This is a genomic window from Altericista sp. CCNU0014 (assembly GCF_044923475.1).
Taxonomy (GTDB): domain Bacteria; phylum Cyanobacteriota; class Cyanobacteriia; order Thermosynechococcales; family Thermosynechococcaceae; genus JAAURS01.
On the sequence record NZ_CP137338.1, the window covers coordinates 1,340,581 to 1,366,121 of the forward strand.

27 protein-coding genes are annotated in these 25,541 nt (G+C 48.7%); 19 read left to right on the forward strand and 8 right to left on the reverse strand.

What is annotated here, in order from left to right:
• Window positions 1–106: 106 nt before the first annotated feature.
• Window positions 107–754, reverse strand: a complete 648-nt coding sequence (gene sufR / locus R6H26_RS06740; RefSeq protein WP_404789424.1) for an iron-sulfur cluster biosynthesis transcriptional regulator SufR — start codon at window positions 752–754, stop codon at window positions 107–109.
• A gap of 233 nt (window positions 755–987) precedes the next feature.
• On the opposite strand from sufR, the gene sufB reads away from it, so the two are divergent.
• From sufB to R6H26_RS06780, 8 genes are all read left to right on the forward strand, one after another.
• Window positions 988–2,424 carry a Fe-S cluster assembly protein SufB gene (gene sufB / locus R6H26_RS06745; protein ID WP_404789425.1) on the forward strand — a complete coding sequence of 479 codons (1,437 nt, stop codon included), beginning with the start codon at window positions 988–990 and terminating at the stop codon, window positions 2,422–2,424.
• Window positions 2,425–2,436: 12 nt separating this feature from the next.
• Entirely contained in the window at window positions 2,437–3,027 is a 591-nt protein-coding gene (locus tag R6H26_RS06750) for a Uma2 family endonuclease (protein ID WP_404789426.1), read from the forward strand.
• Window positions 3,028–3,037: 10 nt separating this feature from the next.
• A complete protein-coding gene (sufC, locus tag R6H26_RS06755; protein ID WP_404789428.1) occupies window positions 3,038–3,829 on the forward strand; it encodes a Fe-S cluster assembly ATPase SufC in 792 nt (263 codons plus the stop codon).
• The gene (gene sufD / locus R6H26_RS06760) at window positions 3,826–5,199 is read left to right on the forward strand and encodes a Fe-S cluster assembly protein SufD (RefSeq protein WP_404789429.1); all 1,374 of its coding nucleotides are present in this window, start codon (window positions 3,826–3,828) and stop codon (window positions 5,197–5,199) included. The genes sufC and sufD overlap by 4 nt, the downstream gene beginning before the upstream one ends.
• 52 nt (window positions 5,200–5,251) lie before the next feature.
• Window positions 5,252–5,482 carry an addiction module protein gene (locus R6H26_RS06765; RefSeq protein WP_404789430.1) on the forward strand — a complete coding sequence of 77 codons (231 nt, stop codon included), beginning with the start codon at window positions 5,252–5,254 and terminating at the stop codon, window positions 5,480–5,482.
• Window positions 5,479–5,781, forward strand: a complete 303-nt coding sequence (locus R6H26_RS06770) for a type II toxin-antitoxin system RelE/ParE family toxin (RefSeq protein ID WP_404789432.1) — start codon at window positions 5,479–5,481, stop codon at window positions 5,779–5,781. Before R6H26_RS06765 ends, R6H26_RS06770 begins: the two co-directional genes overlap by 4 nt.
• A gap of 18 nt (window positions 5,782–5,799) precedes the next feature.
• Window positions 5,800–6,453, forward strand: coding sequence for a peptidase M15 (locus tag R6H26_RS06775; RefSeq protein WP_404789434.1), 654 nt, complete (start codon window positions 5,800–5,802; stop codon window positions 6,451–6,453).
• 62 nt (window positions 6,454–6,515) lie between these two features.
• On the forward strand, window positions 6,516–7,766 hold the full coding sequence (locus tag R6H26_RS06780; protein ID WP_404789435.1) for a SufS family cysteine desulfurase: 1,251 nt from the start codon (window positions 6,516–6,518) through the stop codon (window positions 7,764–7,766).
• Between the two features lie 25 nt (window positions 7,767–7,791).
• Here the strand turns inward: R6H26_RS06780 and R6H26_RS06785 are convergent, their stop codons facing one another.
• The 6 genes from R6H26_RS06785 to R6H26_RS06810 all read right to left on the reverse strand — a co-directional run bounded on the left by R6H26_RS06785 (window position 7,792) and on the right by R6H26_RS06810 (window position 12,005).
• Window positions 7,792–8,124, reverse strand: a complete 333-nt coding sequence (locus R6H26_RS06785) for a DUF5615 family PIN-like protein (RefSeq protein WP_404789437.1) — start codon at window positions 8,122–8,124, stop codon at window positions 7,792–7,794.
• Window positions 8,096–8,434 carry a DUF433 domain-containing protein gene (locus R6H26_RS06790; protein ID WP_404789439.1) on the reverse strand — a complete coding sequence of 113 codons (339 nt, stop codon included), beginning with the start codon at window positions 8,432–8,434 and terminating at the stop codon, window positions 8,096–8,098. The genes R6H26_RS06785 and R6H26_RS06790 overlap by 29 nt, the downstream gene beginning before the upstream one ends.
• Before the next feature lie 159 nt (window positions 8,435–8,593).
• Entirely contained in the window at window positions 8,594–8,932 is a 339-nt protein-coding gene (locus tag R6H26_RS06795; protein WP_404789440.1) for a DUF86 domain-containing protein, read from the reverse strand.
• Window positions 8,922–9,212 (reverse strand): nucleotidyltransferase family protein, encoded by a 291-nt coding sequence (locus R6H26_RS06800; RefSeq protein WP_404789442.1) that lies wholly within the window; start codon window positions 9,210–9,212, stop codon window positions 8,922–8,924. The genes R6H26_RS06795 and R6H26_RS06800 overlap by 11 nt, the downstream gene beginning before the upstream one ends.
• 38 nt (window positions 9,213–9,250) lie before the next feature.
• Entirely contained in the window at window positions 9,251–11,611 is a 2,361-nt protein-coding gene (locus R6H26_RS06805) for an NACHT domain-containing protein (RefSeq protein ID WP_404789444.1), read from the reverse strand.
• 262 nt (window positions 11,612–11,873) lie between these two features.
• A complete protein-coding gene (locus R6H26_RS06810) occupies window positions 11,874–12,005 on the reverse strand; it encodes a hypothetical protein (RefSeq protein WP_404789445.1) in 132 nt (43 codons plus the stop codon).
• 31 nt (window positions 12,006–12,036) lie between these two features.
• Between R6H26_RS06810 and R6H26_RS06815 the strand changes: the two genes are divergently transcribed.
• Entirely contained in the window at window positions 12,037–12,315 is a 279-nt protein-coding gene (locus R6H26_RS06815) for a UPF0175 family protein (protein ID WP_404789447.1), read from the forward strand.
• Between the two features lie 9 nt (window positions 12,316–12,324).
• Here the strand turns inward: R6H26_RS06815 and R6H26_RS06820 are convergent, their stop codons facing one another.
• Window positions 12,325–12,600, reverse strand: coding sequence for a GlsB/YeaQ/YmgE family stress response membrane protein (locus R6H26_RS06820; RefSeq protein ID WP_404789449.1), 276 nt, complete (start codon window positions 12,598–12,600; stop codon window positions 12,325–12,327).
• 221 nt (window positions 12,601–12,821) lie between these two features.
• Between R6H26_RS06820 and R6H26_RS06825 the strand changes: the two genes are divergently transcribed.
• The 10 genes from R6H26_RS06825 to R6H26_RS06870 all read left to right on the forward strand — a co-directional run bounded on the left by R6H26_RS06825 (window position 12,822) and on the right by R6H26_RS06870 (window position 25,490).
• Window positions 12,822–13,217 (forward strand): Rieske (2Fe-2S) protein, encoded by a 396-nt coding sequence (locus tag R6H26_RS06825; protein ID WP_404789450.1) that lies wholly within the window; start codon window positions 12,822–12,824, stop codon window positions 13,215–13,217.
• A 169-nt stretch (window positions 13,218–13,386) separates the two neighbouring features.
• Window positions 13,387–14,667 (forward strand): site-2 protease family protein, encoded by a 1,281-nt coding sequence (locus tag R6H26_RS06830; protein WP_404789451.1) that lies wholly within the window; start codon window positions 13,387–13,389, stop codon window positions 14,665–14,667.
• A 149-nt stretch (window positions 14,668–14,816) separates the two neighbouring features.
• Window positions 14,817–15,101 carry a type II toxin-antitoxin system VapC family toxin gene (locus tag R6H26_RS06835; protein ID WP_404789453.1) on the forward strand — a complete coding sequence of 95 codons (285 nt, stop codon included), beginning with the start codon at window positions 14,817–14,819 and terminating at the stop codon, window positions 15,099–15,101.
• A gap of 379 nt (window positions 15,102–15,480) precedes the next feature.
• Window positions 15,481–18,057 carry an ATP-binding protein gene (locus R6H26_RS06840; protein WP_404789455.1) on the forward strand — a complete coding sequence of 859 codons (2,577 nt, stop codon included), beginning with the start codon at window positions 15,481–15,483 and terminating at the stop codon, window positions 18,055–18,057.
• Between the two features lie 49 nt (window positions 18,058–18,106).
• Complete coding sequence (locus tag R6H26_RS06845) at window positions 18,107–19,930, forward strand: EAL domain-containing protein (RefSeq protein ID WP_404789456.1); 1,824 nt, start codon at window positions 18,107–18,109, stop codon at window positions 19,928–19,930.
• Between the two features lie 318 nt (window positions 19,931–20,248).
• Complete coding sequence (locus R6H26_RS06850; protein ID WP_404789458.1) at window positions 20,249–20,509, forward strand: hypothetical protein; 261 nt, start codon at window positions 20,249–20,251, stop codon at window positions 20,507–20,509.
• A 9-nt stretch (window positions 20,510–20,518) separates the two neighbouring features.
• Entirely contained in the window at window positions 20,519–20,686 is a 168-nt protein-coding gene (locus R6H26_RS06855; RefSeq protein ID WP_404789459.1) for a hypothetical protein, read from the forward strand.
• A gap of 235 nt (window positions 20,687–20,921) precedes the next feature.
• Window positions 20,922–21,929 (forward strand): hypothetical protein, encoded by a 1,008-nt coding sequence (locus tag R6H26_RS06860; protein WP_404789461.1) that lies wholly within the window; start codon window positions 20,922–20,924, stop codon window positions 21,927–21,929.
• A 52-nt stretch (window positions 21,930–21,981) separates the two neighbouring features.
• Window positions 21,982–22,464, forward strand: coding sequence for a chemotaxis protein CheW (locus R6H26_RS06865; RefSeq protein WP_404789463.1), 483 nt, complete (start codon window positions 21,982–21,984; stop codon window positions 22,462–22,464).
• On the forward strand, window positions 22,461–25,490 hold the full coding sequence (locus R6H26_RS06870) for a GAF domain-containing protein (RefSeq protein WP_404789465.1): 3,030 nt from the start codon (window positions 22,461–22,463) through the stop codon (window positions 25,488–25,490). The genes R6H26_RS06865 and R6H26_RS06870 overlap by 4 nt, the downstream gene beginning before the upstream one ends.
• Window positions 25,491–25,541 lie beyond the last annotated feature (51 nt).

The window sequence follows — 25,541 nt, forward strand, 5'->3', positions numbered from 1 at the left end:
ACTTGCTTCAAAAGACCAAAAGACAATGCTGCCTTAGTATTCCCTAGTATTAAGCTTAATTATCTGCTAACTAATTTTTTTGTTTAAGATAAATTATAGCTTTGCTCTATTTCGATTGAATCAAATATCCGCAACGATGTTCGCCATTTACAATCCAGTGGGTGCGCTCGACTTGACAGTCTTGAAGCGCCACGGCAAACATTTCTAACTCATGGCCGCAAACGCTCGGAAACGATTCCGCAACGTGGGAAATGGCGCAGTTGTATTCCGTCAAAATAAATTGGGTAGCAGTCGCAGGCTCAGCATCTTCTGGAATCTGATAAAACTCTGCCATGTAGCCTTCGGCTTGCCGTAGTCGGACTAACTCCGCCACCCGCTCCGCCAACGAACCCTCTCCCAACTCCCGCTGATACTCGATCGCCTTTCGCTGCCACTGCTGCCGCAAAATCGACTGCATTCCATCGGGGCCTACGGTTTCAGCCAGGGTGTCCAGTAAATCCAAAGCAAAATCATCGTGACGGTTGGGGAGGCGATCGCGGCCTTCCCGACTCAGACAATAGACATGCTGCGGTCGTCCCAGACCCGACTGATTGTTTTTGAACTCAATCAGCCCTTCCGTCTCCAAATCTTTTAAGTGACGGCGAACCGCCTGCGGACTCACCGCAAGCCACTCGGCTAACTCCTGGGCCGTCGCCTGACCCCGCTTTAACAGATGATGAAGGATATCTTGTTTGGTGGAGGCTGTGGTGGTCACAATTTTCTCTTCCAAGACTTTGACAACAGGTTTGTTGCTAAAGTAGTCTTATAAAAAGTTACGCAATGTCAGTGTTGTTTTAGTCATTATACACGCGCCGCAGTAAAAGCCAGCAATGGCCGCGAGCTGCAATTCTAGGTAGGGCATAGGTTTCAGCCTAAAATAGGTCAGATCTAGAAGCGCATTTAGGCCCAAGCCTCCCCTTAAAAGACTATTCAGAGAGAACGCATCCCATGACTGCAACCGTCCAATCCCTGGTCAATCAGCCCTATAAGTACGGCTTTGTCACCGATATTGTATCGGAGCAGATTCCCGCTGGACTCAGTGAGGATGTGGTTCGGCTGATCTCGGCGAAAAAGAATGAGCCGGAATTTATGCTGAACTTTCGGCTGAAGGCCTACCGTCAATGGCTCAAGATGGATGAGCCGGAATGGGCGCACGTCCATTACCCCGCCATCAATTACCAAGACATTGTCTATTACTCTGCGCCTAAAAAGCAGGAGAAAAAATCGAGCCTGGATGAAGTTGATCCGGCCCTGCTCGAAACCTTCGAGAAGTTAGGCATCCCCATCTCCGAGCAAAAGCGCCTCTCCAACGTGGCCGTGGATGCCGTCTTCGATAGTGTCTCCGTGGCGACCACCTTCCGCGCCAAGCTGGCGGAAGACGGTGTAATCTTCTGCTCCATTTCCGAAGCAGTGCATGACTACCCCGAGCTAGTCGAAAAATATCTCGGCAGCGTCGTACCTGTCGGCGACAACTACTTTGCCGCGCTGAACTCTGCGGTCTTTAGCGATGGCTCCTTCGTGTTTATCCCCAAAGGCGTGAAATGTCCGATGGAGCTTTCCACCTATTTCCGCATCAATACCGAAGGCGCAGGTCAATTTGAGCGCACGTTGATTATTGCCGAAGAAGGCGCTCAGGTGAGTTACCTGGAAGGCTGCACCGCCCCGATGTTCGACACCAACCAGCTCCATGCCGCTGTGGTGGAACTGGTCGCCCTCGACAACGCCGACATCAAATACTCCACCGTCCAAAACTGGTACGCGGGCGACGAAAACGGTAAAGGCGGCATCTATAACTTCGTGACCAAGCGCGGCCTTTGCGCTGGAAAAAACTCCAAGATTTCCTGGACTCAGGTAGAGACGGGTTCCGCCATCACCTGGAAATATCCAAGCTGCGTCCTCGTGGGCGACAACTCCATCGGTGAGTTTTACTCTGTGGCGTTGACCAACAACCTCCAGCAGGCCGATACGGGCACCAAAATGGTTCATATCGGCAAAAATACCCGCAGCACCATTATTTCTAAAGGGATTTCGGCGGGGCGCTCTCAGAACAGCTATCGCGGCCAAGTCAAAATCGGCCCCAAAGCGGAGGGGGCGCGGAATTACTCCCAGTGCGACTCAATGCTGATTGGCGATCGCGCTGAGGCCAACACGTTCCCGTACATTCAGGTGCAGAACAACGCCGCCAAAGTCGAACACGAAGCCTCCACCTCCAAAATCGGCGAAGACCAATTGTTCTACTTCAGCCAGCGCGGCATCTCCGCCGAAGATGCTGTGTCGATGATGATCAGCGGCTTTTGTAAGGACGTGTTCAACCAATTGCCGATGGAGTTTGCGGTGGAAGCCGATCGCCTGTTGAGCCTGAAGCTAGAAGGTTCGGTAGGGTAGGGGGACAGCGCCATGGTGCAAGCACTACCAGCAATCCAAAGATCGACGCAATCCAGCCTGATTGAGGGGGTTTCCTGGGAGAGTTTTGAGGCGATCGAAGCGGCCTTCTCTGATGTCGCGGGAATTCGGCTGGCTTATTTGGATGGCGTGATAGAGTTTATGCCGATTAGTAACGAACATGAAGAGTTGAAATCAACCATAGGTCGCCTCCTAGAAGTTTATTTACGCGCTAAAGGGATTCGGTACTATATTCGCGGTGGCCCTTCTTTGGGCACCAAGGAAGATTCTGCTCGTCGTCAGCCGGATGAGTCTTACAACATTGGTTCCAAAAAAGATCGCGCTGACATTGCCATTGAGGTGGTCTTGACCAGCGGCGGTGTAGACAAGCTGGAATCTTATCGGCGCTTTGGGGTTCCTGAGGTTTGGTTTTGGCAAGACGGTAGCTTAAGGCTTTATGCCCTGAGGGATGAAAGTTATCAGCAAATTTTTGTCAGTCAGTTTTTGCCAAATTTAGATCTTGGCAAACTTGTTGCTGCTGCCAATCTTCCCGACCAATACGATGCGGTCACGGAATACATGAATGATTTAAGTCAAGAAAGTTGAGGTTGATTGAGTGATCGTTGAAAATAGCGACGTTATTTTATCCGTCAAAGACCTGACCGCCGAAGTTGGCGGTGTTGAAATCCTGAAAGGACTCAGCTTAGAAATCAAAGCAGGCGAAATTCATGCCATTATGGGGCCGAATGGCTCCGGCAAAAGCACGTTCTCTAAAGTCCTTACTGGGCATCCTGCCTACACTGTCACAGGCGGCGAAGTCTTCTTCAAAGGCCAAAACCTCTTCGACCTAGAACCCCACGATCGCGCTCGTGAAGGAATCTTTCTTTCCTTTCAATACCCTCTTGAAATTCCAGGGGTGAGCAATCTCGACTTTTTGCGGGTTGCCTATAACTCTAAGCAAAAACACAAAGGACTCGAAGAAATTGATGCCTTTGACTTTGACGATCTCATTCGTGAAAAACTGGAGATTGTCAAAATGAACCCCGCTTTTCTCGACCGGAGCGTCAATGAAGGCTTCTCCGGCGGTGAGAAAAAGCGCAATGAAATTCTGCAAATGGCGCTTCTAGAACCTACTCTTGCCATCCTGGACGAAACGGATTCTGGATTGGATATTGATGCGCTCAGAATTGTTGCCAATGGTGTAACCCAACTCACCACGCCTGATAATGCTGTTTTGGCGATCACCCACTATCAACGCCTGCTCGACTACATTGTGCCCGACTATATCCACGTCATGGAAGGCGGTCGGATCGTCACCACGGGTGGTAAAGAACTGGCCCTCGAACTGGAAGCGCGCGGCTATGACTGGATTACCGACAGCGAACCCGTAGAGGTAGGTGCGCGATGAGTCTCCAAGTCACAAACCTCGAAGCAGAATTGAAAGAACCGATGTCTTTGGTGAGTGAAGGCGATCGCCACACCTACCTAGCCAAACTCATCAAATTGCGCTCCGGCGCAAAAAGAGCAGATTGGCTGCAAAGCATCAACGATCGCGGCCTCAACCTCCTGAGCGACCAAGCACTCCCTGGCACTCGCGATGAAGATTGGCGATTCACAGATCTGTCTGCACTGTATCGAACGAACTTTCAGCTTGCCCAGCCTGCGACTGTCACCGCCACTGCTTTAGAAGCTTGGACAGCCTCCGATCTTTCTATCAGAATTGTCTTTGTCAATGGCTTCTTCTCTCCCGAACACTCAACCCTAGATGCATTGCCGTCTGGGATAACTGTTCAAGCGCTTAATGGTGCAGTTGAGATTGCCCAAGACTATCTGGCTAAACAACAGGGGATGAATGAGGTCTTTACCGCCCTCAATACCGCCAGCTTCACCGATGGCGTTGCGATCCGGGTTGGAAAAAATCAGGTTCTTGAAACGCCCATTCACTTGCTGTTTTTGACCGTTCCTAGCGCTGAGCCGACGATGATTGCCCCCCGCACCCTCGTCATTGCCGAGTCTGGAAGTTCTGCCACGCTCATTGAAGAATATGGGGCGATAGCTAGCTCTTTCAGAGCGGTGACGCACCAAGAGTCCGGCGAAGGAACTTATTGGACAAATGCCGTCACTGAAGTTTCTGTAGCTGAAAACGCCCAACTGCGCCATACCCGCACCCAACGGGAGTCCGCCACAGCGTTTCACATTGGCAAAACTGCCGTCACTCAAGCCCGCGATAGTCGGTACGCACTGACTGCACTGAGTGTGGGCGCGCAGATCTCCCGTCACAATCCAGAAATTGTCCTGACGGGCATCCAAACCGAAACCCACCTGAATGGACTTAACCTCGCTGTTGATACTCAACTGAGCGATACCCACTCCCTCATTCACTTTGCCCAACCGCATTGCATTGCCAAGCAGTTGCACAAGTGCATCGTAAATGACCGAGCGCGAGCGGTTTTCAACGGCAGAATTGAGGTACCTCAAGCCGCCCAGCAAACCAACGCCGCGCAACTCAGTCGCAATTTGCTCTTGTCTCCTAAAGCACGGGTGGATACAAAACCCCAGCTTGAAATTGTGGCAAACGACGTGAAGTGCGCCCACGGAGCCACGGTCAGCCAATTGGACGATGAAGAAATCTTTTATCTCCAAAGTCGCGGTCTGGATCGCAAAAATGCCTGCGATATCCTCGTGAAAGGGTTTGCGGCTGAAATTACCGAGAAAGTGCCTTCGGTAGAACTGCGATCGCGCCTTTTGCAATCGGTTCTTTCCTTGATTCGCGATTAGTGGCCTGTGTTTTGTTAGTTTTAGATGCGCATGAGAATCAGGAGGTTTAGTGATGACTGAAACCGCAGAAAAATTAAAAACCGAGCTTTCGCAACTTTCGATCGAGGAACGTGCGGAGTTGGCTCACTTCCTGATTCACTCTCTAGATGAGGGAGGCGATTATGATGTAGAGAATGCTTGGGATGTCGAATTAACGCGAAGGATGCAAGAGATCGATAGTGGAACTGCTTCCGGGAAGCCATCTAACCAAGTATTTGCTGAGTTAAAAGAGAAATACTCGTGAAGTCTGTCATTATTCACAGCGAAGCAATCAATGAGTTAGATGCTGCAATCTCTTACTATGAGGAGCAAAAAGTAGATCTGGGTCTTGATTTTTTGGCTGAGGTGGAACAGGCTCTTGACAAAATTCAGCAAAATCCAAATTTAGGAGCAGTCTATAAAGCTACAGGGTTACGTCGATACGTCATTCAACGATTTCCTTTTCTCATTTTCTATGCAGAATTTGAATCGTTTATCTGGGTCGTTGCGATCGCCCATGGGAAACGTAAACCTGATTACTGGAAGAAACGACGATTAGAGTAGTGCTGGATTAAGTTCAACATGAGAAAGCCAGAAACCATTAAAGCGTTAGAAGAACTGGGACGTGTCCAACTGTCAAAAAGTTTTTTCATGCGCGAGTTTCTCTATTCTGAAATCTCTCAAGTAAAGAAAATCCCAAATATCCCAGATGACCCAGAACTAGCAATTCTTGCAGGAAAGAATTTATGCGAACATGTTTTAGAGCCAATTCAGCATGCACTAGGTCGCATTAGTATTCGCTCTGCCTTTCGTTCTTGTGAAGTTAACCAAATAGGTTCGGAAACAAAAGAAAACTGTTCAACCAATGATAAGAACTATGCAGAGCATATTTGGGATGCCAAAGATAAACATGGATTCATGGGAGCAACTGCCTGCATTATTGTGACCTCATTTATTCCGTACTATGAACAAACTAACGATTGGATTACATTAGCTTGGTGGATTCATGACCATATCAACGCCTATGCAAATATGACTTTTTTCCCAATATATGCAGCTTTTAATATTAATTGGAATGAGAATCTAGAATATGAAAAGTTTATTTATAGCTATGTTGAAAATCCACATTCTGGAAAAAGCAGTGGGTATTTAACAAAGAAAGGTATGGAAAACTTTGAAGGATCTCATGAGGATTTTTATCGAGAATGGATCGGTCAGATCCACCCAGTTAGCTAATGCACAGTCAATTGTTTTAGCTTGCTTCTCTAGATTTACTTAGCACTTCTGCGGAACTTACTATGATTGCTACTCAAGAAAAAACTTTAGCTGATGAACGCCGCCTAGACTTCCCGATTTTGTATCAGGAAGTCAACGGGAAGCCTCTGGTGTATCTCGATAACGCCGCCACCTCCCAGAAGCCCTTGGCGGTTTTAGAAGCCATCCAGCACTATTATCGCCGTGATAACGCCAACGTCCATCGCGGCGTACATACCCTTAGCTCCCGCGCCACCGATGCTTACGAAGGCGCGCGGGATAAAGTTGCAGCCTTTGTCAATGCGGCATCTCGTCAAGAAATTATCTTCACCCGAAATGCCACCGAAGCCATTAACCTTGTCGCCTATGCCTGGGGACAAACCACCCTCAAACCTGGGGACGAAATCATTCTTTCGGTGATGGAGCACCACAGCAATCTAGTGCCTTGGCAAATTGTGGCCCAGCGCACCGGAGCTGTCCTGAAGTTTGTCGGGCTGACAGAAACTCAGGAGTTCGACCTAGCGCAATTCCGATCGCTGGTTTCCGATAAAACCAAGTTGGTCTCTGTGGTCCATGTGTCCAATACCTTGGGCTGCATCAACCCCGTGGAGGAGATTGTGGCGATCGCCCACCACCACGGCGCAAAAGTCCTGATCGATGCTTGCCAAAGCGCACCTCACCTGCCCCTGGACGTACAGGCGATCGACTGCGATTGGCTGGTGGCTTCGGGACACAAAATGTGCGGGCCGACGGGTGCTGGATTCCTGTACGGAAAGTTAGATACCCTCCGCGCCATGCCACCTTTCCTAGGTGGGGGGGAGATGATCGTGGATGTGTTTCTCGATTGCTCTACTTATGCGGACTTGCCCAATCGATTTGAGGCGGGAACGCCTGCCATTGGCGAGGCGATCGCCCTGGGTGCTGCCGTTGACTACCTGACGAATATCGGCATGGACAAAATCCATGACTACGAACAGGAGTTGACCGCTCATTTATTCCATCGCTTAGCTGAAATTCCCGAACTGAAGATTCTTGGCCCTAAGCCCAAAGCCGATGGGAGCGGTCGCGCTGCTTTAGCGTCTTTTACGGCGGGCGAAGCCCATCCCCACGATCTCTCGACTATTTTGGATGATGCGGGGATTGCGATTCGGTCTGGACATCACTGTACGCAGCCACTACATCGGATTTTGGATATCTCTTCTTCTGCGCGGGCTAGTCTGTATTTTTACAACACTCGTGAGGAGATTGATGTGTTTGTAAAGGAGCTGAAAGAGGCGATCGCATTTTTTGGATGATGCTTGGGGTGGGCGGCATCTCAATCTATAAAAATTCGACTTGTCCTCGCATTTCTTCTGGCGTCAACACTTCGTAAATTAAAGCGAGCTGTTTTACAATGTCTCCCACGGATTTAGCATCTTTTCGGCAATAGGCAATACCAGGATGATTGGTTTGAACGCTGGCGATTTTGAGAAAGTCGTCATCGTGAGTTACGATAACTCGTCCTTCAGCCTGAGCAAACTCCAATTGAGCTTCGTCGCTTTGTCCTAAAAGTTTTGTTTCTGGGGTAGTAGAGACTTCTATCTCCATGCGACGAAGGGCTGCTGCGATCGCATTACTGACATTTTCATCTAGGTGAAAACGAATCCGAGCCATCGTTTCGTTTTAGCGCCGCCAATTTTTGCTGTAGAGGTGAGGGGTGACTTTCACGAAATTCTTCAGCGAAAGTTTCTGCTTCTGCAATACTTTGCTCGATTTCGGTCTGGTGATCGTAGTAATAGGACAGCGCGGCGTGCAATGCAGCTAGGGAAAGATCGTATTCCTGAGCGATTTGCTCAAGCGGTTGACTCATCTTAAGGTGCATGATTGCGATGTCTGCCACGGTGATCCGCCGTCCGCTAATCCGTGGCTTGCCTCCTCGAACCCCGAGTGTAATTTCAATATGTTGATTTAAGGTACTGACCATAAAGTTAGACTTGGGTACCGTCATTTTGAGTCTAGCTTAAAGCGGCTTATGTTGTGATAATTTGCGGCGATCGCGTTTTTGGGGTGATGCTTGGGGTGAGCTAATGGGGTAATGGATTGGGGTGCGATCGCCGTCTCAGTTCCTGCCTTTGGCTTACGCCTACTCTTCCTGAACAATCTGCTGCATTTGCTCCAATAGTTCTGGCACTTTATTTTGCACGATGTCCCAAAGGGTCTCATTCTCAAGGCTAAAGTAGGCGTGGGCTAAGATATCGCGGAGGCCAGCGATTTTGCGCCATTCTACGGCTGGATATCGATCGCGGACTTCGGGAGGAATTTGTTTGACGGCTTCGCCGATAATCTGTAGGTTCCGAACGACTGCATCGTAGGTGCGTTCGTCTGCCACAAAGTCTTCAAGGGACATGTTGAGGGTGTAGCGTTGCACTTTGGCGCAGCTTGTACGGATGTCTTCAAGGTAAAGCTGAAGGCTACGCGACACGAATGGCTTCCTTTTCGACGGCTTGTCGGATTTGGGGTTTCAGCATTTTATGACTCACTAAGTCTACGCTTTGACCGAGGCGATCTTCGAGGTAGAACTTAAGATCCATGTAGCGATCGAAGGTTGGAGGTTCTGAGAATTCGACGAGGATGTCTATATCGCTTTCGGGATGTGCTTCATCACGGGCAACGGAGCCAAAAATCGCTAGAGATTTGACCCCAAAACTCTTGAGGGAATGTTCGTGTTTTTGCAGGATCGATATTGCTTTGTCTCGTTTCATGGCACTCATTGCTTCTTGACAGGGTGATCCTCTAAGAATCATTTCTTTTTTGCTAACTTCCGTTTTTTGATTTCAGAAATAGGCAATAACAGTGTATCTTCAATTTCTGTACGGACGCTGCGCTCAACATAACAGTTGCTGTTGAGACAGTTAACTAAGAGTAAATTGATGTCAAGGTATTGCTGTAATAACGCAATTTGATTTGAAGTGAATTTCCAATCATGCCCAATATTGAGGAATTTGATCATCGTAGCTCTAAGTACTTTCGCCCAAGCTTGCCCCTCAGCCTCCCACCATGACTTGAATTGATCGCTATTTTTTAATACAACGGCTCTAAGCTGTTGAAGCTGCTGGTTCAATTCACTATCTCTGTCAAAGTGCAAGGCTAGTTCGAAAGCGAAACTTAAATCTCTTGCGCGGTCGGTCTTATGTCTGTAGGTGCCATTAGGAGTATGAATTATGCAGGCAATACTATGAGTGCGATCAGTTTCAACGGTCTGGGTACTGGCCAGAATCATGGCAAGTTGATAGTCAAGAGTAAGATCACCATAGCGGTAGAGGCAGACATCATGTTCGAGGGCACCTGCGAGAGCGTAAGGGAGGCCAAAGGTGCCTTCGCGAGTACGAGCGAGGGTAAAGGCAAGTGAAAAGTAATAGGCTCTGACTGCTGCAGATTTATAGGGTACCTCCACAGTATTTGTTTTTTGCTGAACCCACTCTAGAAATTTCTGCAATATATCTTCTTGCGTTAGCAATGTATCAATTTTCTGTTTCATGAGCTGCAATAGGCAATCCGCACTTGGCAATATCTCTGCCACCAGCAGAAGTACTTCGCGCCAGCGTTTGTCAGTCACCCGTTGTGCCAACATCTGTAAAGTTTCGTCTTCTACAGAATAAGGATTACAACTGGCTGCTATTTTCCGCGCCGTAAAGTATTCCTGAAACGTCAAATGCGAGAATGAGTAAATTCCTTGAGAGCGCCCGATTAAAAGGCCATGTTGACCCTCAATTGACCTCAGAACCGCTTCACTATCAATATCAAGCTGTTTAACATCAGTATCGACACTCGGTAAATTTTTAATGTATTGACTGATATGCCGCTTGGCAATCTCTTCTCCAAAAAAGTATCGCCCCTCCTCAAAGGTTTGGTAAGCCAGTTGACTTAGTAAATCCTCTTTGCGATCTGGTGTAAGCTGTCGATAAACGATATCGCGGTCAATCCCACGTTTTGCATCCCACCCTTTGAGCAACACGTTCAGACCTTCCTTGTAAAGCCCAGCACGACTATCAGAAAAATAACCTGTCTCTTCAAATCCTAAACATAGAAGGGTTAGGAGCAACGGATTAGTTGCCAGTTCCCGGATTCGGGGTCTTTCATTAAGTTTGCGCAAAAAGGATTCCGTTCGTTCTGGGTTTCTGAGTTCAAACCATTTTGTTACAAATACCGCAATCTGCTGATCGTCAAAATCGGCAATTTCTACTTCTGTAAATTGTTCGAGCTTGAACTCCTGAGTCGCAATCCGGCAAGTCAACACATAAAAATTCTTGTAAAACTGCTCGGAAAAGCGACGAATATCTTCAATCACACGAGAGCAGTCCGCTTTTTCAACCTCATCCAACCCATCCAGCAAAACTAAAGCGCGCCCTTCATAAAGCAAAGTCTTAGCTTTACTCTCAGCATCTTTTACCCTGCACTCAGCTAATTGATTAGCAATGTAAGCAAACAACCCTGGATGTTCTTGGTTTTCAGCAAACTGCTTCAACGGTACAAAAATAGGCACCAAACTCGGATGAAATGTTCCCAAATTACACTGGGTCACTATCCGTTTCAAAAACGTGGTTTTTCCAGCTCCTGGCTTGCCTAATACAATCATTTTCTTGAACCGATCCACCGCATCTAAACCAGGCACACGCTCCACTTTCCGTAAATCGCTAAAGCCAAAACGGTCAAAATCTTCTTCTAGACAGTTTGCTTCCAATTCCTTTAAGGCAAGACGTTTATGTCCAGTAATTTTTTCCAGAATATTGACATCTGTATAAATATCTCCCAAGCCAATAGGCCGAGTCATACTCAAAACATTCATCCAGCCGCATCGTTCATGAATCCAGGGCTTAATCTGTGCCCGTACCTGCCGCACTAGTTCGTCAATCTCTAGAACTTCTCCAGCCTCTTCTTCTTGACCAGCCTCCGCAATCTCATGCTCCGCTAGACCAAGCTGAGTACAAATTTCTAAAAATACTTCCGCATCAATTGGATTTCCCTGAGATAAACTCCAGATGGTCTGCCGCGAACATCCTGCTACATCTGCCAGAAACTTCTGCGACCATCTCTTGCGTTTCAGCGTTGCTCTTAGAGTTGCGATACCCGATGGAGATGCCTTAAGAGATCGTCTTGCCATGCAGTTATAAATGGATTAAACTGACAACTATTACATCTTGACATAAAATGTCAGGCTTTGTAAGCCCAAAAATGTTAAACATCGTCTTTGACACTTTGACACAAAGTCAAACGTGTTTGCTGACAACGGCTTCAGCTTTTTGACCGATAGTTGAAATGTTAATACGCCTTCAAGGAGAGCAACACCCCGTGCCAACTGAAACCGAAATTGCCCTCATCGTCATCCTTATGCTCGTTACAGTTTTCGCTCGTCTAGTTCTAGGTCAACCGCCCACTCCCAAACGATGATCCATGAGGATGCGATCGCTTTGCAGGGGAAAGGGCGATCGCACGTCCAACTTTGGCGAGTTAGAGCTTGGCGATCGCGCCCCAAAAAACACTCCAACCCCATCCATGCCTTATGCTAAAAATATCGCGTGCATGAGAATGGATTATCTAATGCGCCAGTACCTAGAACCCCTAAGCTTACAAATCTCCCCCAACTCCCTCAGTCAAGGTGAACCAGCCATTCGACAGGCGATCGCCCTGCAACTCTACGCTCAAAATATATTTACCCTTGGCCAAGCGAGACGATTAGCAGACCTATCCGTCTGGGAATTTCAGCAACTGTTAGCCCAATACAAAATTCAGCGTCATTATGACGAAACTGACTTAGAGCAAGATATCAACTCAGCGGTCAGCCATCTGCTAACGGTTGACCGCTGAAACCTTTAACTAGGATGAGGTGCGGGTGAATAAGCCCCATATAAAAATCGCCACGAGCGCACCCACAACGGCCAGTGCAATACTCGGCACGCTAAAGGCATTAGAGGCAGCTAGCGCAAATTTTCTTTCGAAAACAAGGCTGTGGAGCAGTCCACCCAAAAAAGCCCCCACAACACCCAAAATCATCGTACCCAAAATACCGCCCCCTTGGGTGCCGGGATAGATGAGCTTGGCGATCGCACCTGCAACCAACCCTAAAATAATCCAAGCAATTAGATTAAACATGGGAAAAATTCTCCTAAATCACTTAGGCAACAATCCCCCCTAATGTCTGTGCTTAGATTATATTTGGAAACTCTTAAATAACAAAGCATCGAGCATTCTGAAGTCTATAGGCGCGCAATCGATCGCCCTAGATGCGGCCATTAACAACCTGCTATCCCGATGGGCGTCAGCTCCACCACTCGGCGTTAAGGTTTGAGAAACCTTGCCGTATCGGTTCGCGTATGATGCTTAAATTGAAGCAAATCAATGAGGATCTCTATATGGGCTGGACTAAAGCATGTGCTGTCGATGCTCTAGCACCGGGCGCTCGACAGGTGGTTAAAGTCGGCGATCGCAAAATTCTGTTGCTCAATCAAGCTGGCACGCTCCATGCCGTAGACAATGCCTGTCCCCACCTCAAGCTGCCGATGCAGAAAGGAAAAATAGAAGGGTGTACCATCGTTTGCCCTTGGCATCGCAGCAGCTTCGATCTTAACTCTGGAGAGGTCGCGAACTGGACGCCGTTCCCCCCCGTGGTCGGAAAAGTATTGGGGAGCATGTCAAAGCCCAAGGCTCTCGCCGTTTTTCCCACCCGCATTGAGGATGGCAATATCTGGATTGAAGTGGAGGGAGCGTAGGCGCGGCTGCGGCCAATCGGGGTCAAAGGCACGAAATAGGGCAACGGTAGGGGCGACGGTGGATTTTTCAATCGTCGTCCGATGGGCGTTGCCGCTGCGGTTGATACCCATTTGACAATGCTTTCGATTAATTTTATCTACCATAGAAATGTGGCTGTTTTCAGTCGCCTTGACTGCTCGAGACATCACGGTCAACTTTGGCAAAGGTATAGCAATGCAAGGGCGCACTCGTTCGGGTTGGCAAGTAGGGTCCATTTTTGGTATTCCGCTGATTATTGACTCATCCTGGCTGTTTATCGTGGGTCTCGTGACCCTCGCCAATGGCTTGGCTTGGCAGGAAGAATACTCGACGTGGGAAGCCTGGCAGGCTTGGGGTGCGGGCTTTGTAATGGCGCTGTTGTTGTTTGCGTCGGTTCTGCTCCACGAACTCGGCCATAGCCTAGTGGCAAAATCCCAGGGGACTAAGGTTAATTCCATTACCCTCTTTTTGTTTGGCGGTATCGCCTCCATCGATAGCGAAGCCAAAACGCCGGGGAAAGCCTTTTGGGTGGCGATCGCCGGACCGCTCGTCAGTCTTGGCCTGTTTGGCTTGCTGGGCGGCGCGAGTCGATTGATCGCACAGCAGACCCCCTGGCATGTCATCAGCAACGAGTTATCCCACATGAACTTAGTGTTGGCGCTCTTCAACCTCATTCCAGGCTTGCCCCTAGATGGCGGTCAGATTCTTAAGGCACTCATCTGGAAAGTGACTGGCAATCGGTTTAAGGGAGTGCACTGGGCGGCGCGAATGGGACAGGCGTTGGGTTTGCTGGCGATTGTCTTGGGCATGTCAGCGACGCTGATGGGCCAGGCGGGTGGAATTTGGATCGCCCTTTTGGGCTGGTTCGGCCTCCGCAGTGCCTCCAGCTACGATCGCTTTACTGACCTTCAAGAGGGTTTGCTGAAGCTACAAGCCAAAGATGCCATGACTCGCGACTTTCGAGTGGTAGATGCGGAGCAGTCGGTCCGGGCGTTTGCCGATAGTTACGTCGTCGAAGCAAACCACGCACCCGCCTATTTTGCCGCTTCTGGAGGACGATATCGGGGTTTGGTCAACATAGACGACCTCAATACGCTAGAGCGCAGCGAATGGGAGCAGCGCCGCGTCCGAGAGATTGCCCGCTCTTTTGCGGATATTCCTACTGTCCGCGAAACGACTTCGCTTCCCGAAGTGATTCAGCGTCTCGAACAGGAGCAAATTCCGTTTATTACAGTGCTTTCTCCCGCCGATGCGGTGTCGGGGATTGTCGACCGAGGCGATATTGTCAGAGCCGTGGGCGCTCAGATGAACCTTCAAATTCCGTCTGAAGATATCTTGCGGATCAAACAAGAAGGGGCTTTTCCGGCATCTTTCCAGCTTCAGGCGATCGCCAAGGCCGTTCTCCCCGATCCCAATACAAAGTCTCCCTAAGCTGAGGGAAGCAGGATTGATATTGGATTCATTCCAGAAGGAGAGATTGGCAAAAAATCGGCAGCCTGGGCTATGGGAAGGTCAGGTGGTGATGGCTGAGGATTTTGATGATGCCTTGCCCGATGAGATTTTAGCTGGCTTTATGGGGTATGAGACTTCTGCTTGATACGCCTGTATTGCTTTGGTGGTTGGCTAATAATCCAAATCTGTCAGCCTATGCGAGAACGGTAATTGCTGATTCAGACAATCAAATTTTTGTGAGTGCTGTCAGTGCTTGGGAAATTGAGATTAAAAGGGCGATTGGGGAATTGGTGGCTCCTGAAGATTTATTAGGGGCGATCGCTGCGAACAATTTTGAACCGTTGGTTATCAAAATTGCACACAGTTTACTGTTGAGGGAGTTACCATTGCATCATGATGACCTGCTTGGCTGAATGCCGATGGCTCAGGCCCTTTACGAAGATCTAACTTTGCTGAGTGGTGACCGAAAAATTTGCTCTGTATGAGTGAGGTTCCTAAAATTTATGCGTAGGAAGGCGAGCTTTTCCTCTGCAAAACCATCCAAAGGGGCGATCGCGCTGAGGAAGTCAGCGTTTACACTGGCGTATGTCATCCGCTGCTCTATCGCCAGCGAGCTACAACGATGATGGCATTGTTCATCCGTAGGGCTATCAATCTGACTACCTCTTGTTAAAAATCTATTAAAATTTAGGTACCCTTTTTATATTGATGCATCTTATCTTCATCTTTTGGGAATTCTGAGAGTTCAATAAATCCACAAGCCACCCACCAGAATTAAAAGGTTGTATACCAATGACTCCAGGTACCCTTGAAAAAAATTCTGATCTTACAACCTTGGGGATAGAGGACTGGATTCGCAATCTTTTCTCGCCGGAACAATATATGCCCCACGGACATTGCTACCTCTGGCAAACGCCTTTGGTTTGGCTCCATGTGGGCGGCGATCTGCTGATTGCGATCGCCTACTTTTCCATCCCGCTGATGCTGATTTATTTTGTCAAACGGCGAGGAGAAGATCCCCTCAATCGGGTTTTTATTTCCTTTGGGGCGTTTATTGTTCTCTGCGGTACGGGGCACCTGCTCGATATTTGGACGCTCTGGTATCCTGTCTACTGGTTGTCGGGCATCGAAAAAGCGCTTACGGCGCTCGTCTCTTGCTATACAGCCATAGACATGGTCACGTTGCTGCCACGCTTTTTGTCCCTTAAAACGCCGGAGCAGCTCGAACAAGTAAACCGCGAACTGCAAACAGAAATGCAGATTCGGCAGGCCATCGAAGATCGGTTACGCTGCTCAAACGAAGAACTCGAACACCGGGTGCAGAAACGAACAATAGATTTGATCCATGCCGCCGAACGAGAGCAAACAATTGTCCGCATCATTCAGCAGATGCGACAAACCTTGGATCTAAAAACGATTTTTGAAGATACCGTCGAGGCATTACGGAATGCCGTCAAATGCGATCGTGTCTTGATCTATCAATTTCATCCGGACTGGAGTGGTCGATTGGTTGCAGAATCCCTGACCGACGGGTGGCCTAGTATCGTACATCTGCCGTCGGAATATCAGAACCTAACCCGTAACGTCACCGAGTCTCAAGACTGCACGATTAAAAGCTTCAAAGATACTTATCTCCAAGGGCGGCAGGGAGATATTTTTACTCAAGAAAGTAGCTACCGAGTCATCAATAATATCTACGAAGCCAACTATGACGACTGCTATCTGGCCTTTTTAGAAAACATCCAAGTTAAGGCCTATATTGTCGCCCCAATCTTCCAAAACAATACTTTATGGGGCTTACTGTTTGTTTATCAGCATGATGCGCCCCGTCAGTGGTCGAGTGGCGCCATCAAGATTACGACCCAAATTGGCACCCAGTTGGGACTCGCCCTCAAGCAGGCAGAACTGTTCTCACGAACCCAGAAGCAAGCCTTCGACCTTCAGGAAGCAAAGGAAGCTGCCGAACGGGCCAATCGTGCTAAAAGCATGTTCTTGGCTAATATGAGCCACGAGTTACGAACGCCGCTCAACGCCATTCTCGGCTATGCCCAAATGCTCCAGCGTGCATCTTCCCTATCTCCCCAGCACCAAGAGTATGTGCAAACCATTGACCGCAGCGGCGAACATTTGCTAAATCTTATTAATGACATCTTAGAAATGTCCAAAATTGAGGTCGGTCAGCAGCAAGTCCGCGAGATCGGCTTTGACCTCCACCAACTGCTAGACAACTTAGAAAAAATGTTGGCCTTACGGGCCAAGGTTAAAGAGCTCAATCTAATCTTTGAGCGCCAACCTGAAGTACCTCAATTCATCAAGACCGATCAGCAAAAACTTCGACAGATCTTAATTAACCTCTTAGAAAACGCCATTAAGTTTACCGAGGTCGGACAGGTAACGCTTCGTGTTGGAACTGAAGCGAATCAGCTGAGATTTTCTATTGAAGATACAGGGCCTGGTATTCCCCCAGAGTCCATCAACCAACTTTTTAAAGCTTTTGGTCAAACTGAGATTGGCACCCAATTTTCAGAAGGAACAGGTTTAGGGTTAGCTATCAGTAAAGGCTTTGTCAACTTGTTAGGTGGGGAAATTAGCGTTAGCAGGACGGCAGACAGCGGATCTGTCTTCACCTTTCATATTCCTCTGAAAGTGACCGCGCCTGTCAAACCTGAAAAGGATCCGCTCCCCTTCGGCAGTCCTCGGCAACTTGCTCCTGGACAGCCAGAATTTCGCATTCTGGTCGCCGAAGATCGCTTGGTCAACCGAAACCTATTGGTTAATGTGCTGCGCTCAGTTGGCTTTGAGGTGAGGGAGGCATCCAATGGACGAGAAGCCATTGAGATTTGGAAAGATTGGGATCCCCACGTGATTTGGATGGATATGCAGATGCCGATTATTAGCGGATATAAAGCGGCTCAGCACATTAAGGCTAACCTAAAAGGTCGATCTACCAAAATCCTTGCCCTTACTGCCTCCGCTTTTGAGGAACAGCGTGCCGAAATTTTAAATAGCGGTTGTGATGATTTCCTTGGTAAGCCCTTTCGTATAGAGGAAATCTTTGGCAAGCTTTCTAAATATTTGGGTGTAAAATATCTCTTTTACCAAGACGTTCAGGAGAATAATTCGAACTCAACTGCGACTTCCTGTCATGATGTATCAGACATTATCCTTACGCCTGAGAGTTTTCAGGTAATGTCCCCTGCATGGATTGAAGAAGTTCAGCTTCGTGCCACCCAAGGAGACGATATGCGGCTTCTCAAGTTAGTCGATCAAATCCCCAGCGATCGTGGGCATATTGCCGAAGCACTCACTCAACTGATTGAAACGTTCAATTTTGAAAAAATTATTAACTCGATCGAAACTCCTGTCTGAAAGCATATTTCGACAAAATGAATTCAAAAAGTTTCCAGTAGACTCAAAAATGTGTATTAATAAAGCCCTTACTCAAAACATAGCGTCGGAACAAGTTTTGGAGCAGCCTTCAGCTGCCGATATTCTGATTGTGGACGATACCTTAGAAAACTTAAAACTGCTGTCGAGTATGCTCACCGAGCAAGGTTACAACGTGCGCAAAGCCACCACGGGGCAGATGGCTCTCAAGGCCGTCCAATCTTTGCTCCCAGATCTGGTATTGCTAGACATTATGATGCCCGATTTGACTGGATTTGAGGTTTGTAAACAGCTTAAATCTCAGCCACAGGCGGTCGATCTGCCCATAATTTTTTTAAGCGCCCTGGATACTCCTGTTGATAAGGTACAGGCCTTTGAGGTTGGTGGGTCAGACTACATCAGCAAGCCGTTTCAAATCGAAGAGGTTTTAGTTCGGGTCAACCATCATTTAGCGTTGAAGGCTGCTCACCAAGAAATTTGTAGCTTAAACGCCAAACTAGAAGCGCGTGTGTCAGAGCGAACTCAACAGTTGACGAACGCTCACCATCGACTTAGAGAAGCCGAAGCCTATGACCCCTTAACCGGATTGATTAATCGCTCAACCTTCATTCAACAGGTGGACATTGCATTATCCCTTTCGAAGACTCGGACGAATGGAGTTTTTGCTGTCTTAATCATGGATTGCGATCGCTTTAAGGTCATCAACGACGCCCTTGGACACTTAGTTGGCGACGAGCTGCTCCAGAATCTTGCAAAGCCGTTAAGTCGTCTCATTCGGCAAAATGACCATCTTGCCCGCCTTGGCGGAGATGAATTTGCGATTCTGCTTAATGAGATTAACGACATCGACCAAGCTGTCAATGTAGCCGATCGCATTTTATCGGTATTGGCTCAGCCGTTTTGCTTCAGAGGCTATGAGATTTTTGTCAATGTCAGTATTGGTTTGGTGCTGGGCAATACTTCCTATGACCATCCCGAACAGCTTCTTAGAGATGCAGACATAGCCATGTACAGAGCTAAGGCGTCAGGGAGAGGACAGTACCAAGTTTTCAGTTCAGCCATGGATGGCGAAGCCCATCGCCGATTAGAAATTGAAACCGATCTCCATAGAGCGCTGAAGCTAAAAGAATTTAGAGCGCATTTTCAACCCATTGTCGATTTAGCAACCGGAACCATTGCTGGCTTTGAAGCCCTTGCCCGCTGGCAGCACCCTAAACACGGACTGATTCCGCCAGGAGAGTTTTTGCCCATTGCCGAAGAAACTGGACTCATTTGCGAAATTGGGCGTTCAATAATGGAACAGGCCTGCCATCAGTTGCAAAATTGGCGGCAAGAAGGATTTTCCGCGCTCATGATGTATGTCAATCTATCTGCCCAAGAATTAAGTCAACCTATCCTCATCGAGGAGATCGATCGCATTCTAGCAGAGACTCAACTTCCCTCCAGTGCAATCAAGCTAGAGATTACCGAAAGCTCAATGATTCAGGACTTACAGACCACAATACTTATCCTCAATCAGCTCCAAGAACGGGGGATTCAGCTGAGCATTGATGATTTTGGGACAGGCTACTCTTCCCTTGGACAGCTCCAATCGTTACCTGTCAATACTCTTAAAATCGATCGCGCTTTTACGCAACAGTTAGATGGAACACCTGAAACAGTAGGGTTAGTTCCTGTCATTTTGGGGATTGCACAAGTGATGGATATGGATGTAGTAGCCGAGGGCATCGAAACGGAACAGCAGCTTGCGCAATTGCGAGAGCTTGGATGTCGTTATGGTCAAGGATTCCTGTTTTCTAGGCCTGTAGATGCTCAGACTGCCACTCAACTCATTCGCTCAGACAATCGATGGTAAATCAATAGTAGAGTTGTTAGAGAAAAAATATTCTAATCTCAATGGCCTAATTGAAGTGAAGTTACGATGAAGTGAAATTAGCATATAATCTTTGCAATAAGCTATTCTTCGTACCGTTCCTGCGATCGCAATCGGGGCAAAAGCTCCAGAAAAAATAGAGCCAATTCCAGTCACACATTTAGAGTCTGCGTAAATACTGTAGTTCGATCCCATAACGAGGCGATCGCATTCCCGATAAAGAACGGTTGTAAATCTAGCGGGAAGATGTCGGTCAATCGCGATCGCCCAATCGATTGTTAAATCTAGCGATCGCCTATCGTGGTAGCGACATGCGATCGCAACCAGCAGGCGTCCGATTGGCTGAAGCAGCATTTGGATGGGGGGCGGGTTTCAATTTTTGGCGATCGCCTTCACGTCGTCCTCGATCGTCTTCAAACTGAAATTCCGCAATTCGAAACCCTACTGCGCGATGCTCGAATTCAGCTTCAGTCCGCGCGTTCCGTCCCCTTTTACCTCAAAGACGCATTTATCAGTGTCGCCCAACGCACAGACGCGGGCACGTCTCATCTGGAAATATGAGAAATTCGCGTGGCTCGCTGCCTAGAAGAAATCCCAGCGTTTCTCCCAGATGGCGCGCCGAAACGGATGATTTGGTCGGTTGGGGCGATCGCCGCTCCTGTGGATTGCGCGCAGTCCGTCAGCCGTCGGATCTCTAGGACACTTGTTTATTTAGCGTGTGCTTTGGAGCGATTGTAAATGTCTTGTCATGCAGTCCAGACATTGTTTCAAGATGACATCTCAATGAGTTAAAATCCTTAGGGATTCCGAACCAGCTCGATTTCTAGTCAGAAATTGAGATTGATTGAATCCGCGATTCTAAGCATGGAAAATGCGAACTTCGATCGACGATCTAAAATCTTAATAAAAGCAACGTATCGCCTTAAATATTTGAAATTTTAACTGTATAAATCCGTATCTCGCTCGCCTGTTCATGAAAAACTTTTTCAAAGAAAACTTACAGGGGCAATATGGCTCCTCCGCACAGGCAATCTTCTGGCAAGATATACAAGCTAACAGTCCTATCGACCTGCAAATCTTAGCCTGGACAAACGGCCAGCCAGTTCTAACCCGCCGCATTCAGCAGCTTCTCGCAGAGCAGGAGCCTTTAGAAAAGTTCGAAAAAGACGTTGCCACGGTCAACAAAGTCGTGCGAGGTCATTTTAAGTACGAACTATTGCATTCAGCGGATCCTAGGGATGCTGAAGTTGTGAAACTCCTCAGAAATATTTGCGACGCGTTAACTCAGGGGAGTTCGAGTTTGCTCCTTTTAAGCTATTACAAGGAGATTTTAGTCGCGCGTAAAAAAAATAATTACAACGATATCCCAGAACAAAATCAGCTTTTGAAAATCGGAATTGTATCGGTCGATTCAGATGGGAAGCTGACTGTAGCAAATCCAATTTATAAAAAAATATTCAATTTGGACTGGACTGAAGAGCGGCTAGAACGATTGCTCGATCGCAAGCGAATCGATAAGTATCATTTGGCTTTGATTACGGGCTTGATATCAGTTCTCGTGTTTGCTTTATTTCAAGGCTTTACGCGCTATGCCCCCTATGCAAGGCTGATTCAGTGCAATGGCCCTGCGTTCAAAGCGGCCATCGATGCCAATATTGCCCTAGACGAGGCAAAAATCGATCGCGCAGTCAGTCAGCTGAAGGACATGCAGCGACAGCAGTCGTTCAGTCCGGGCTGCGAAGCCATCCTCCACGATCTGCAATACAGTCAGGCGATTTATTTGAGAGCCGGTATCGATAACAATCCAATGGAGGCAGTTAAAGAACTTTGTAATATTCCCGAGCAATACTATGCCGAGCGCAACATCCAGCCTTGGTTCGCGAGATGGTTAAGCCTTTATCGTAAAACAAGCTTCGCTGCTGACTTTAAGGCTTACATCAGCAGCCATAATTGTCCGGCGTCGGACTTCCTCAGCCGTTGAAATCTAGCCGACTCCATCGCAAATAACCTAAGGATGCTTCGTTTTTAAAAGCATGGTATCGCCAAAGCAGACCCATCAATTTTTAATCTTTCAACTTGCTATTGATATCCAAGCCATGCTTTCTACCGAATGTCTGGGGGAGGTTCTCAAGTGCGAAGTGAGTCAGATCGTCCCCATTTTAGATATGCCCAAGCCTGTGATGGGAGTCAGCAGCAATCGCGGAGAGGTACTGTGGTTGGTGGATTTGTCGCTATTGCTGGAGCTGACGCCGCTCTACGCTCTCGGTATTCGCCAGTACTATGACGTGATGGTCATGCACTATAAAGACCGAGTGGCAGGATTTGCGGTTCCTAAGGTAGGACAACTCGTCAATTACAGAGTTGCAAATATGCAGCCCCCCATCCTTGAAAATTTACCCGGCTCATTCGGTCGATGTTTAGACGGGCTTTATCGACGGTCCCAGGGTAAAGACACGCTTGTTTTGAACACCGCCAAGCTTTTCGACCTCCTCAAGAAAATACCTTCAAACGTATGATTGACAATTACTCGCGCGCCTCTGAAGAAGAAAAGACAGACTATTCTGCCCCCGATTCGGGTCTTTCGCTTCCAAAAGTCTCGACTCAGGCCGACTCAACCTTGGATTTGTCCGAGCTCGAACCTTTTGCGTTGAGGGAATCTGGGCGATCGCGCAGTCTTAAAGTTCGAATTGCGCTCGAGGTAATTCTGTGGAGCGTCCCAGTTGTTGCCTTTGCCGCAATTTTGAGTGTTGTCTTCAATCAGCCCTTTCTGGCCCTATTGCTGACCAGCGTTGCGATGGCAGCGCTCGCAGGGGCTGTGGCGGATCGGCTCACCCGCCGCAATGTTACAGATCGGGCCAAGGACGAAGCGCTCGAGCTTTTAGAAGTTGAAAATAATCGACTTTCAAATCAGCTGCAAGCCTTAGCAAGGCAGCAAGAGAAGATCTCTAAGCAGCGTCACCTGCTGAGTAATATCGGGTTTCGAGTCCATCAGGTTCCGAAACTAGATTTGTTATTCGAGAGCGTGGTGCAGGGCACTCGCGATCTGCTGGAAGCCGATCGGGTCGCGATCTACCGCTTTAACCCCGACTGGACGGGAACGATGGTGGCCGAGTCCGTCGTCGATGGATTTCCTAAGGTGTTGCACGAAACCATCGGCGATCCTTGTTTTCGAGAACGCTATATCAAACAATACCAGAACGGTCTGATCAGCCGGATTGACGACGTGTATCAAGATCCCAAGGTCACGGATTGCTATCTGCGCATGCTGGAACAATATCGGGTGCGGGCCAACTTGGTCGCCCCGATTCGTCAAGACGAGCAGTTGTATGGGTTGTTAATTGCCCACCAATGTTCGGGGCCGAGGGTTTGGACGGATGCCGACGTGAATCTCGTCATGCAAATTTCAACGGAGATGGACTTCCATCTCGAATACGTTCGGCGCACCCTCCAACAGGATGCGTCTGCGCGTCACGCTTGGTTCCTCGGGGATATTGCCTTTCGCGCCCGACAAACCAAAGATTTAGACGATATTTTGCAAGCAACCCTCAAGGGCGTTCGCCAACTGCTGCCTGCGGATCGCGTGATGTTTTATCGCTTCAATCCCGACTGGAGCGGCACGATGGTGGCAGAATCCGTGGATGCCCAATGGCCCAGCGTACTCCATGAGAAAATTGACGACCCTTGTTTTCGAGGACAATACGTCGAGCTGTATCGGAATGGCCGCGTCCGCGCCATCAACGATCTGCGCAAAGAGCCAGGGCTGACGGAATGTCACATCCGCACCCTTGAAAAGTACGGCGTCAAAGCAAACTTAGTCGCTCCATTGCGTCACAACAACGAGCTGGTGGGATTGCTGATTGCCCATCACTGCTCGTCCGTAAGGGTTTGGGACTCCTTGGAAATAAACTTCTTTTCCCAAGTGGCATTGCAGTTAGAGTACGCCATGGAGCACCTGAGCTATATCGAAAAAATCGAAGCGGCTGCAGATCGCAGTCGCCTGTTTGGGGATATTGCGTTCCGAGCGCGTCAATCCCTCGACGAAGCCAACGTGCTGCGGGTAGTGGCGCAGGGCGCGCTCAAGACACTGCACACGGATCGGGTTCTGTTTTACCGCTTTAACCCAGATTGGAGCGGCACGATGATCGTTGAATCCGTGAGTTCTGAGCTGTGGCCCAAAGTTTTAGATGCCAAGATTGAGGATCCCTGCTTCCGAGGGCGCTACGTCGAGCTGTATCGCAATGGCAGGGTGCGTGCCATTAACGATATTTATCAAGAACCGGGACTGACGGACTGCCACGTACGGACCCTAGAACAATATGCCGTAAAGGCCAACTTAGTTGCGCCCATCCGTCGGGACGGCCAGCTTTACGGCCTGCTGATCGCCCATCACTGCGCTGCTTCTAGAGTGTGGAAAAAGAACGAGATCGATTTTTTCTCAGAACTTGCAATCCAGACGGAATACGCCCTCGACCACCTCAACTTTATTGCCAATATTGAGTCGGCGCGCCACACCGCAGAGCATGCCTCTCAAGAACAGCACCAGCAAACTGAGATCATCAAGCATCAATTGGAGGCGCTCCGCCAGGATGTCCAGGGTGCCTTCAACGGAGATCTGACGGTGCGGGCGATGCCGCCAGCAGGCGAAATTGGCATTTTTGCAACCTTCCTCAATGCAACCATTGAAAACCTTCAGCGTATCGTGCTTCAGGTTCAGTCGGCCTCAGAAGCCGTCATCCATACGGCTCGAGCCAGCGAGAAAAATATCACGACGCTTTCTAATGAGGCATTGCGGCAGGCAACGGTGATTGCCGGAACGTTAGGCGAAGTTCAAGCGATGGCGGACTCCATCCAGGGGGTAACGGCTAACGCTCAGCGGGCGAAGCTAAAGGTGCAGCAGGCCGATCTCGTCCTCCAAGAGGGCGATCGAGCCATGAACCGTACCGTGGGCGCAATTTCGGCGATTCAGGCCAAGGTGGAGGAAACGGCGCAGCAGGTAAAGCTATTGGGAGAAGCGTCTCAAAATATTTCGAGGGTGGTGAATTTGATTCGGGAGTTAGCCAGCCAGACCAACGTGTTGGCGCTGAACGCCTCCATTGAAGCCAATAGTTCCGGCGATCGAGACCAAGGGTTTGCCGTGGTGGCCGAGGAGGTCCGCTCCATCGCCGAGCGATCGACGGTCGCGACGCGGCAAATCGAGCAAATTGTCGAAGAAATCCAGACGGAAACCAATCAGGTCGTTACGGCGATGGGTGCTTGGCGAGAGCAGGTCATTGCGGGAACGGAGTTGGTGGAGACGACCCGGCAAAAGTTGAACTCCATCGCTACCGTGAGTGCTGAGATCCGCACTTTAGTGGAGGCAATGGCTCAAGCGGCGATGGAGCAAAGTCAGGCATCGTCATCAGTTTCTAGCACGATGCAAGAAGTCAAGACGATCGCCCAGCAGAACTCCTCTCAATCGGTGGCAGTCGCGCGGTCCTTCACCCAGCTTTTAGAGGTTGCCCAGCAGCTTCAAGAAAGCGTCGCGCAGTTTAAGGTTCAGTAGGCGCGCACTGCTGTTCTGGAATGGTTCGATCGAGTCTCGATGCTTGTCTAT

Bases quoted from the DNA above. Each gene is read 5' to 3' on its own strand.
- R6H26_RS06845 (WP_404789456.1), top strand. From the start codon at position 18,107: ATGTGTATTAATAAAGCCCTTACTCAAAACATAGCGTCGGAACAAGTT.
- R6H26_RS06865 (WP_404789463.1), top strand. From the start codon at position 21,982: ATGGTATCGCCAAAGCAGACCCATCAATTTTTAATCTTTCAACTTGCT.
- sufB (WP_404789425.1), top strand. From the start codon at position 988: ATGACTGCAACCGTCCAATCCCTGGTCAATCAGCCCTATAAGTACGGC.
- R6H26_RS06870 (WP_404789465.1), top strand. From the start codon at position 22,461: ATGATTGACAATTACTCGCGCGCCTCTGAAGAAGAAAAGACAGACTAT.
- R6H26_RS06800 (WP_404789442.1), bottom strand. From the start codon at position 9,212: ATGAAACGAGACAAAGCAATATCGATCCTGCAAAAACACGAACATTCC.
- R6H26_RS06820 (WP_404789449.1), bottom strand. From the start codon at position 12,600: ATGTTTAATCTAATTGCTTGGATTATTTTAGGGTTGGTTGCAGGTGCG.
- R6H26_RS06825 (WP_404789450.1), top strand. From the start codon at position 12,822: ATGATGCTTAAATTGAAGCAAATCAATGAGGATCTCTATATGGGCTGG.
- R6H26_RS06780 (WP_404789435.1), top strand. From the start codon at position 6,516: ATGATTGCTACTCAAGAAAAAACTTTAGCTGATGAACGCCGCCTAGAC.
- R6H26_RS06840 (WP_404789455.1), top strand. From the start codon at position 15,481: ATGACTCCAGGTACCCTTGAAAAAAATTCTGATCTTACAACCTTGGGG.
- R6H26_RS06810 (WP_404789445.1), bottom strand. From the start codon at position 12,005: ATGGATGGGGTTGGAGTGTTTTTTGGGGCGCGATCGCCAAGCTCTAAC.
- R6H26_RS06805 (WP_404789444.1), bottom strand. From the start codon at position 11,611: ATGGCAAGACGATCTCTTAAGGCATCTCCATCGGGTATCGCAACTCTA.
- R6H26_RS06835 (WP_404789453.1), top strand. From the start codon at position 14,817: ATGAGACTTCTGCTTGATACGCCTGTATTGCTTTGGTGGTTGGCTAAT.
- R6H26_RS06775 (WP_404789434.1), top strand. From the start codon at position 5,800: ATGAGAAAGCCAGAAACCATTAAAGCGTTAGAAGAACTGGGACGTGTC.
- R6H26_RS06790 (WP_404789439.1), bottom strand. From the start codon at position 8,434: ATGGTCAGTACCTTAAATCAACATATTGAAATTACACTCGGGGTTCGA.
- R6H26_RS06785 (WP_404789437.1), bottom strand. From the start codon at position 8,124: ATGGCTCGGATTCGTTTTCACCTAGATGAAAATGTCAGTAATGCGATC.
- R6H26_RS06765 (WP_404789430.1), top strand. From the start codon at position 5,252: ATGACTGAAACCGCAGAAAAATTAAAAACCGAGCTTTCGCAACTTTCG.
- R6H26_RS06815 (WP_404789447.1), top strand. From the start codon at position 12,037: ATGGATTATCTAATGCGCCAGTACCTAGAACCCCTAAGCTTACAAATC.
- sufD (WP_404789429.1), top strand. From the start codon at position 3,826: ATGAGTCTCCAAGTCACAAACCTCGAAGCAGAATTGAAAGAACCGATG.
- R6H26_RS06860 (WP_404789461.1), top strand. From the start codon at position 20,922: ATGAAAAACTTTTTCAAAGAAAACTTACAGGGGCAATATGGCTCCTCC.
- R6H26_RS06750 (WP_404789426.1), top strand. From the start codon at position 2,437: ATGGTGCAAGCACTACCAGCAATCCAAAGATCGACGCAATCCAGCCTG.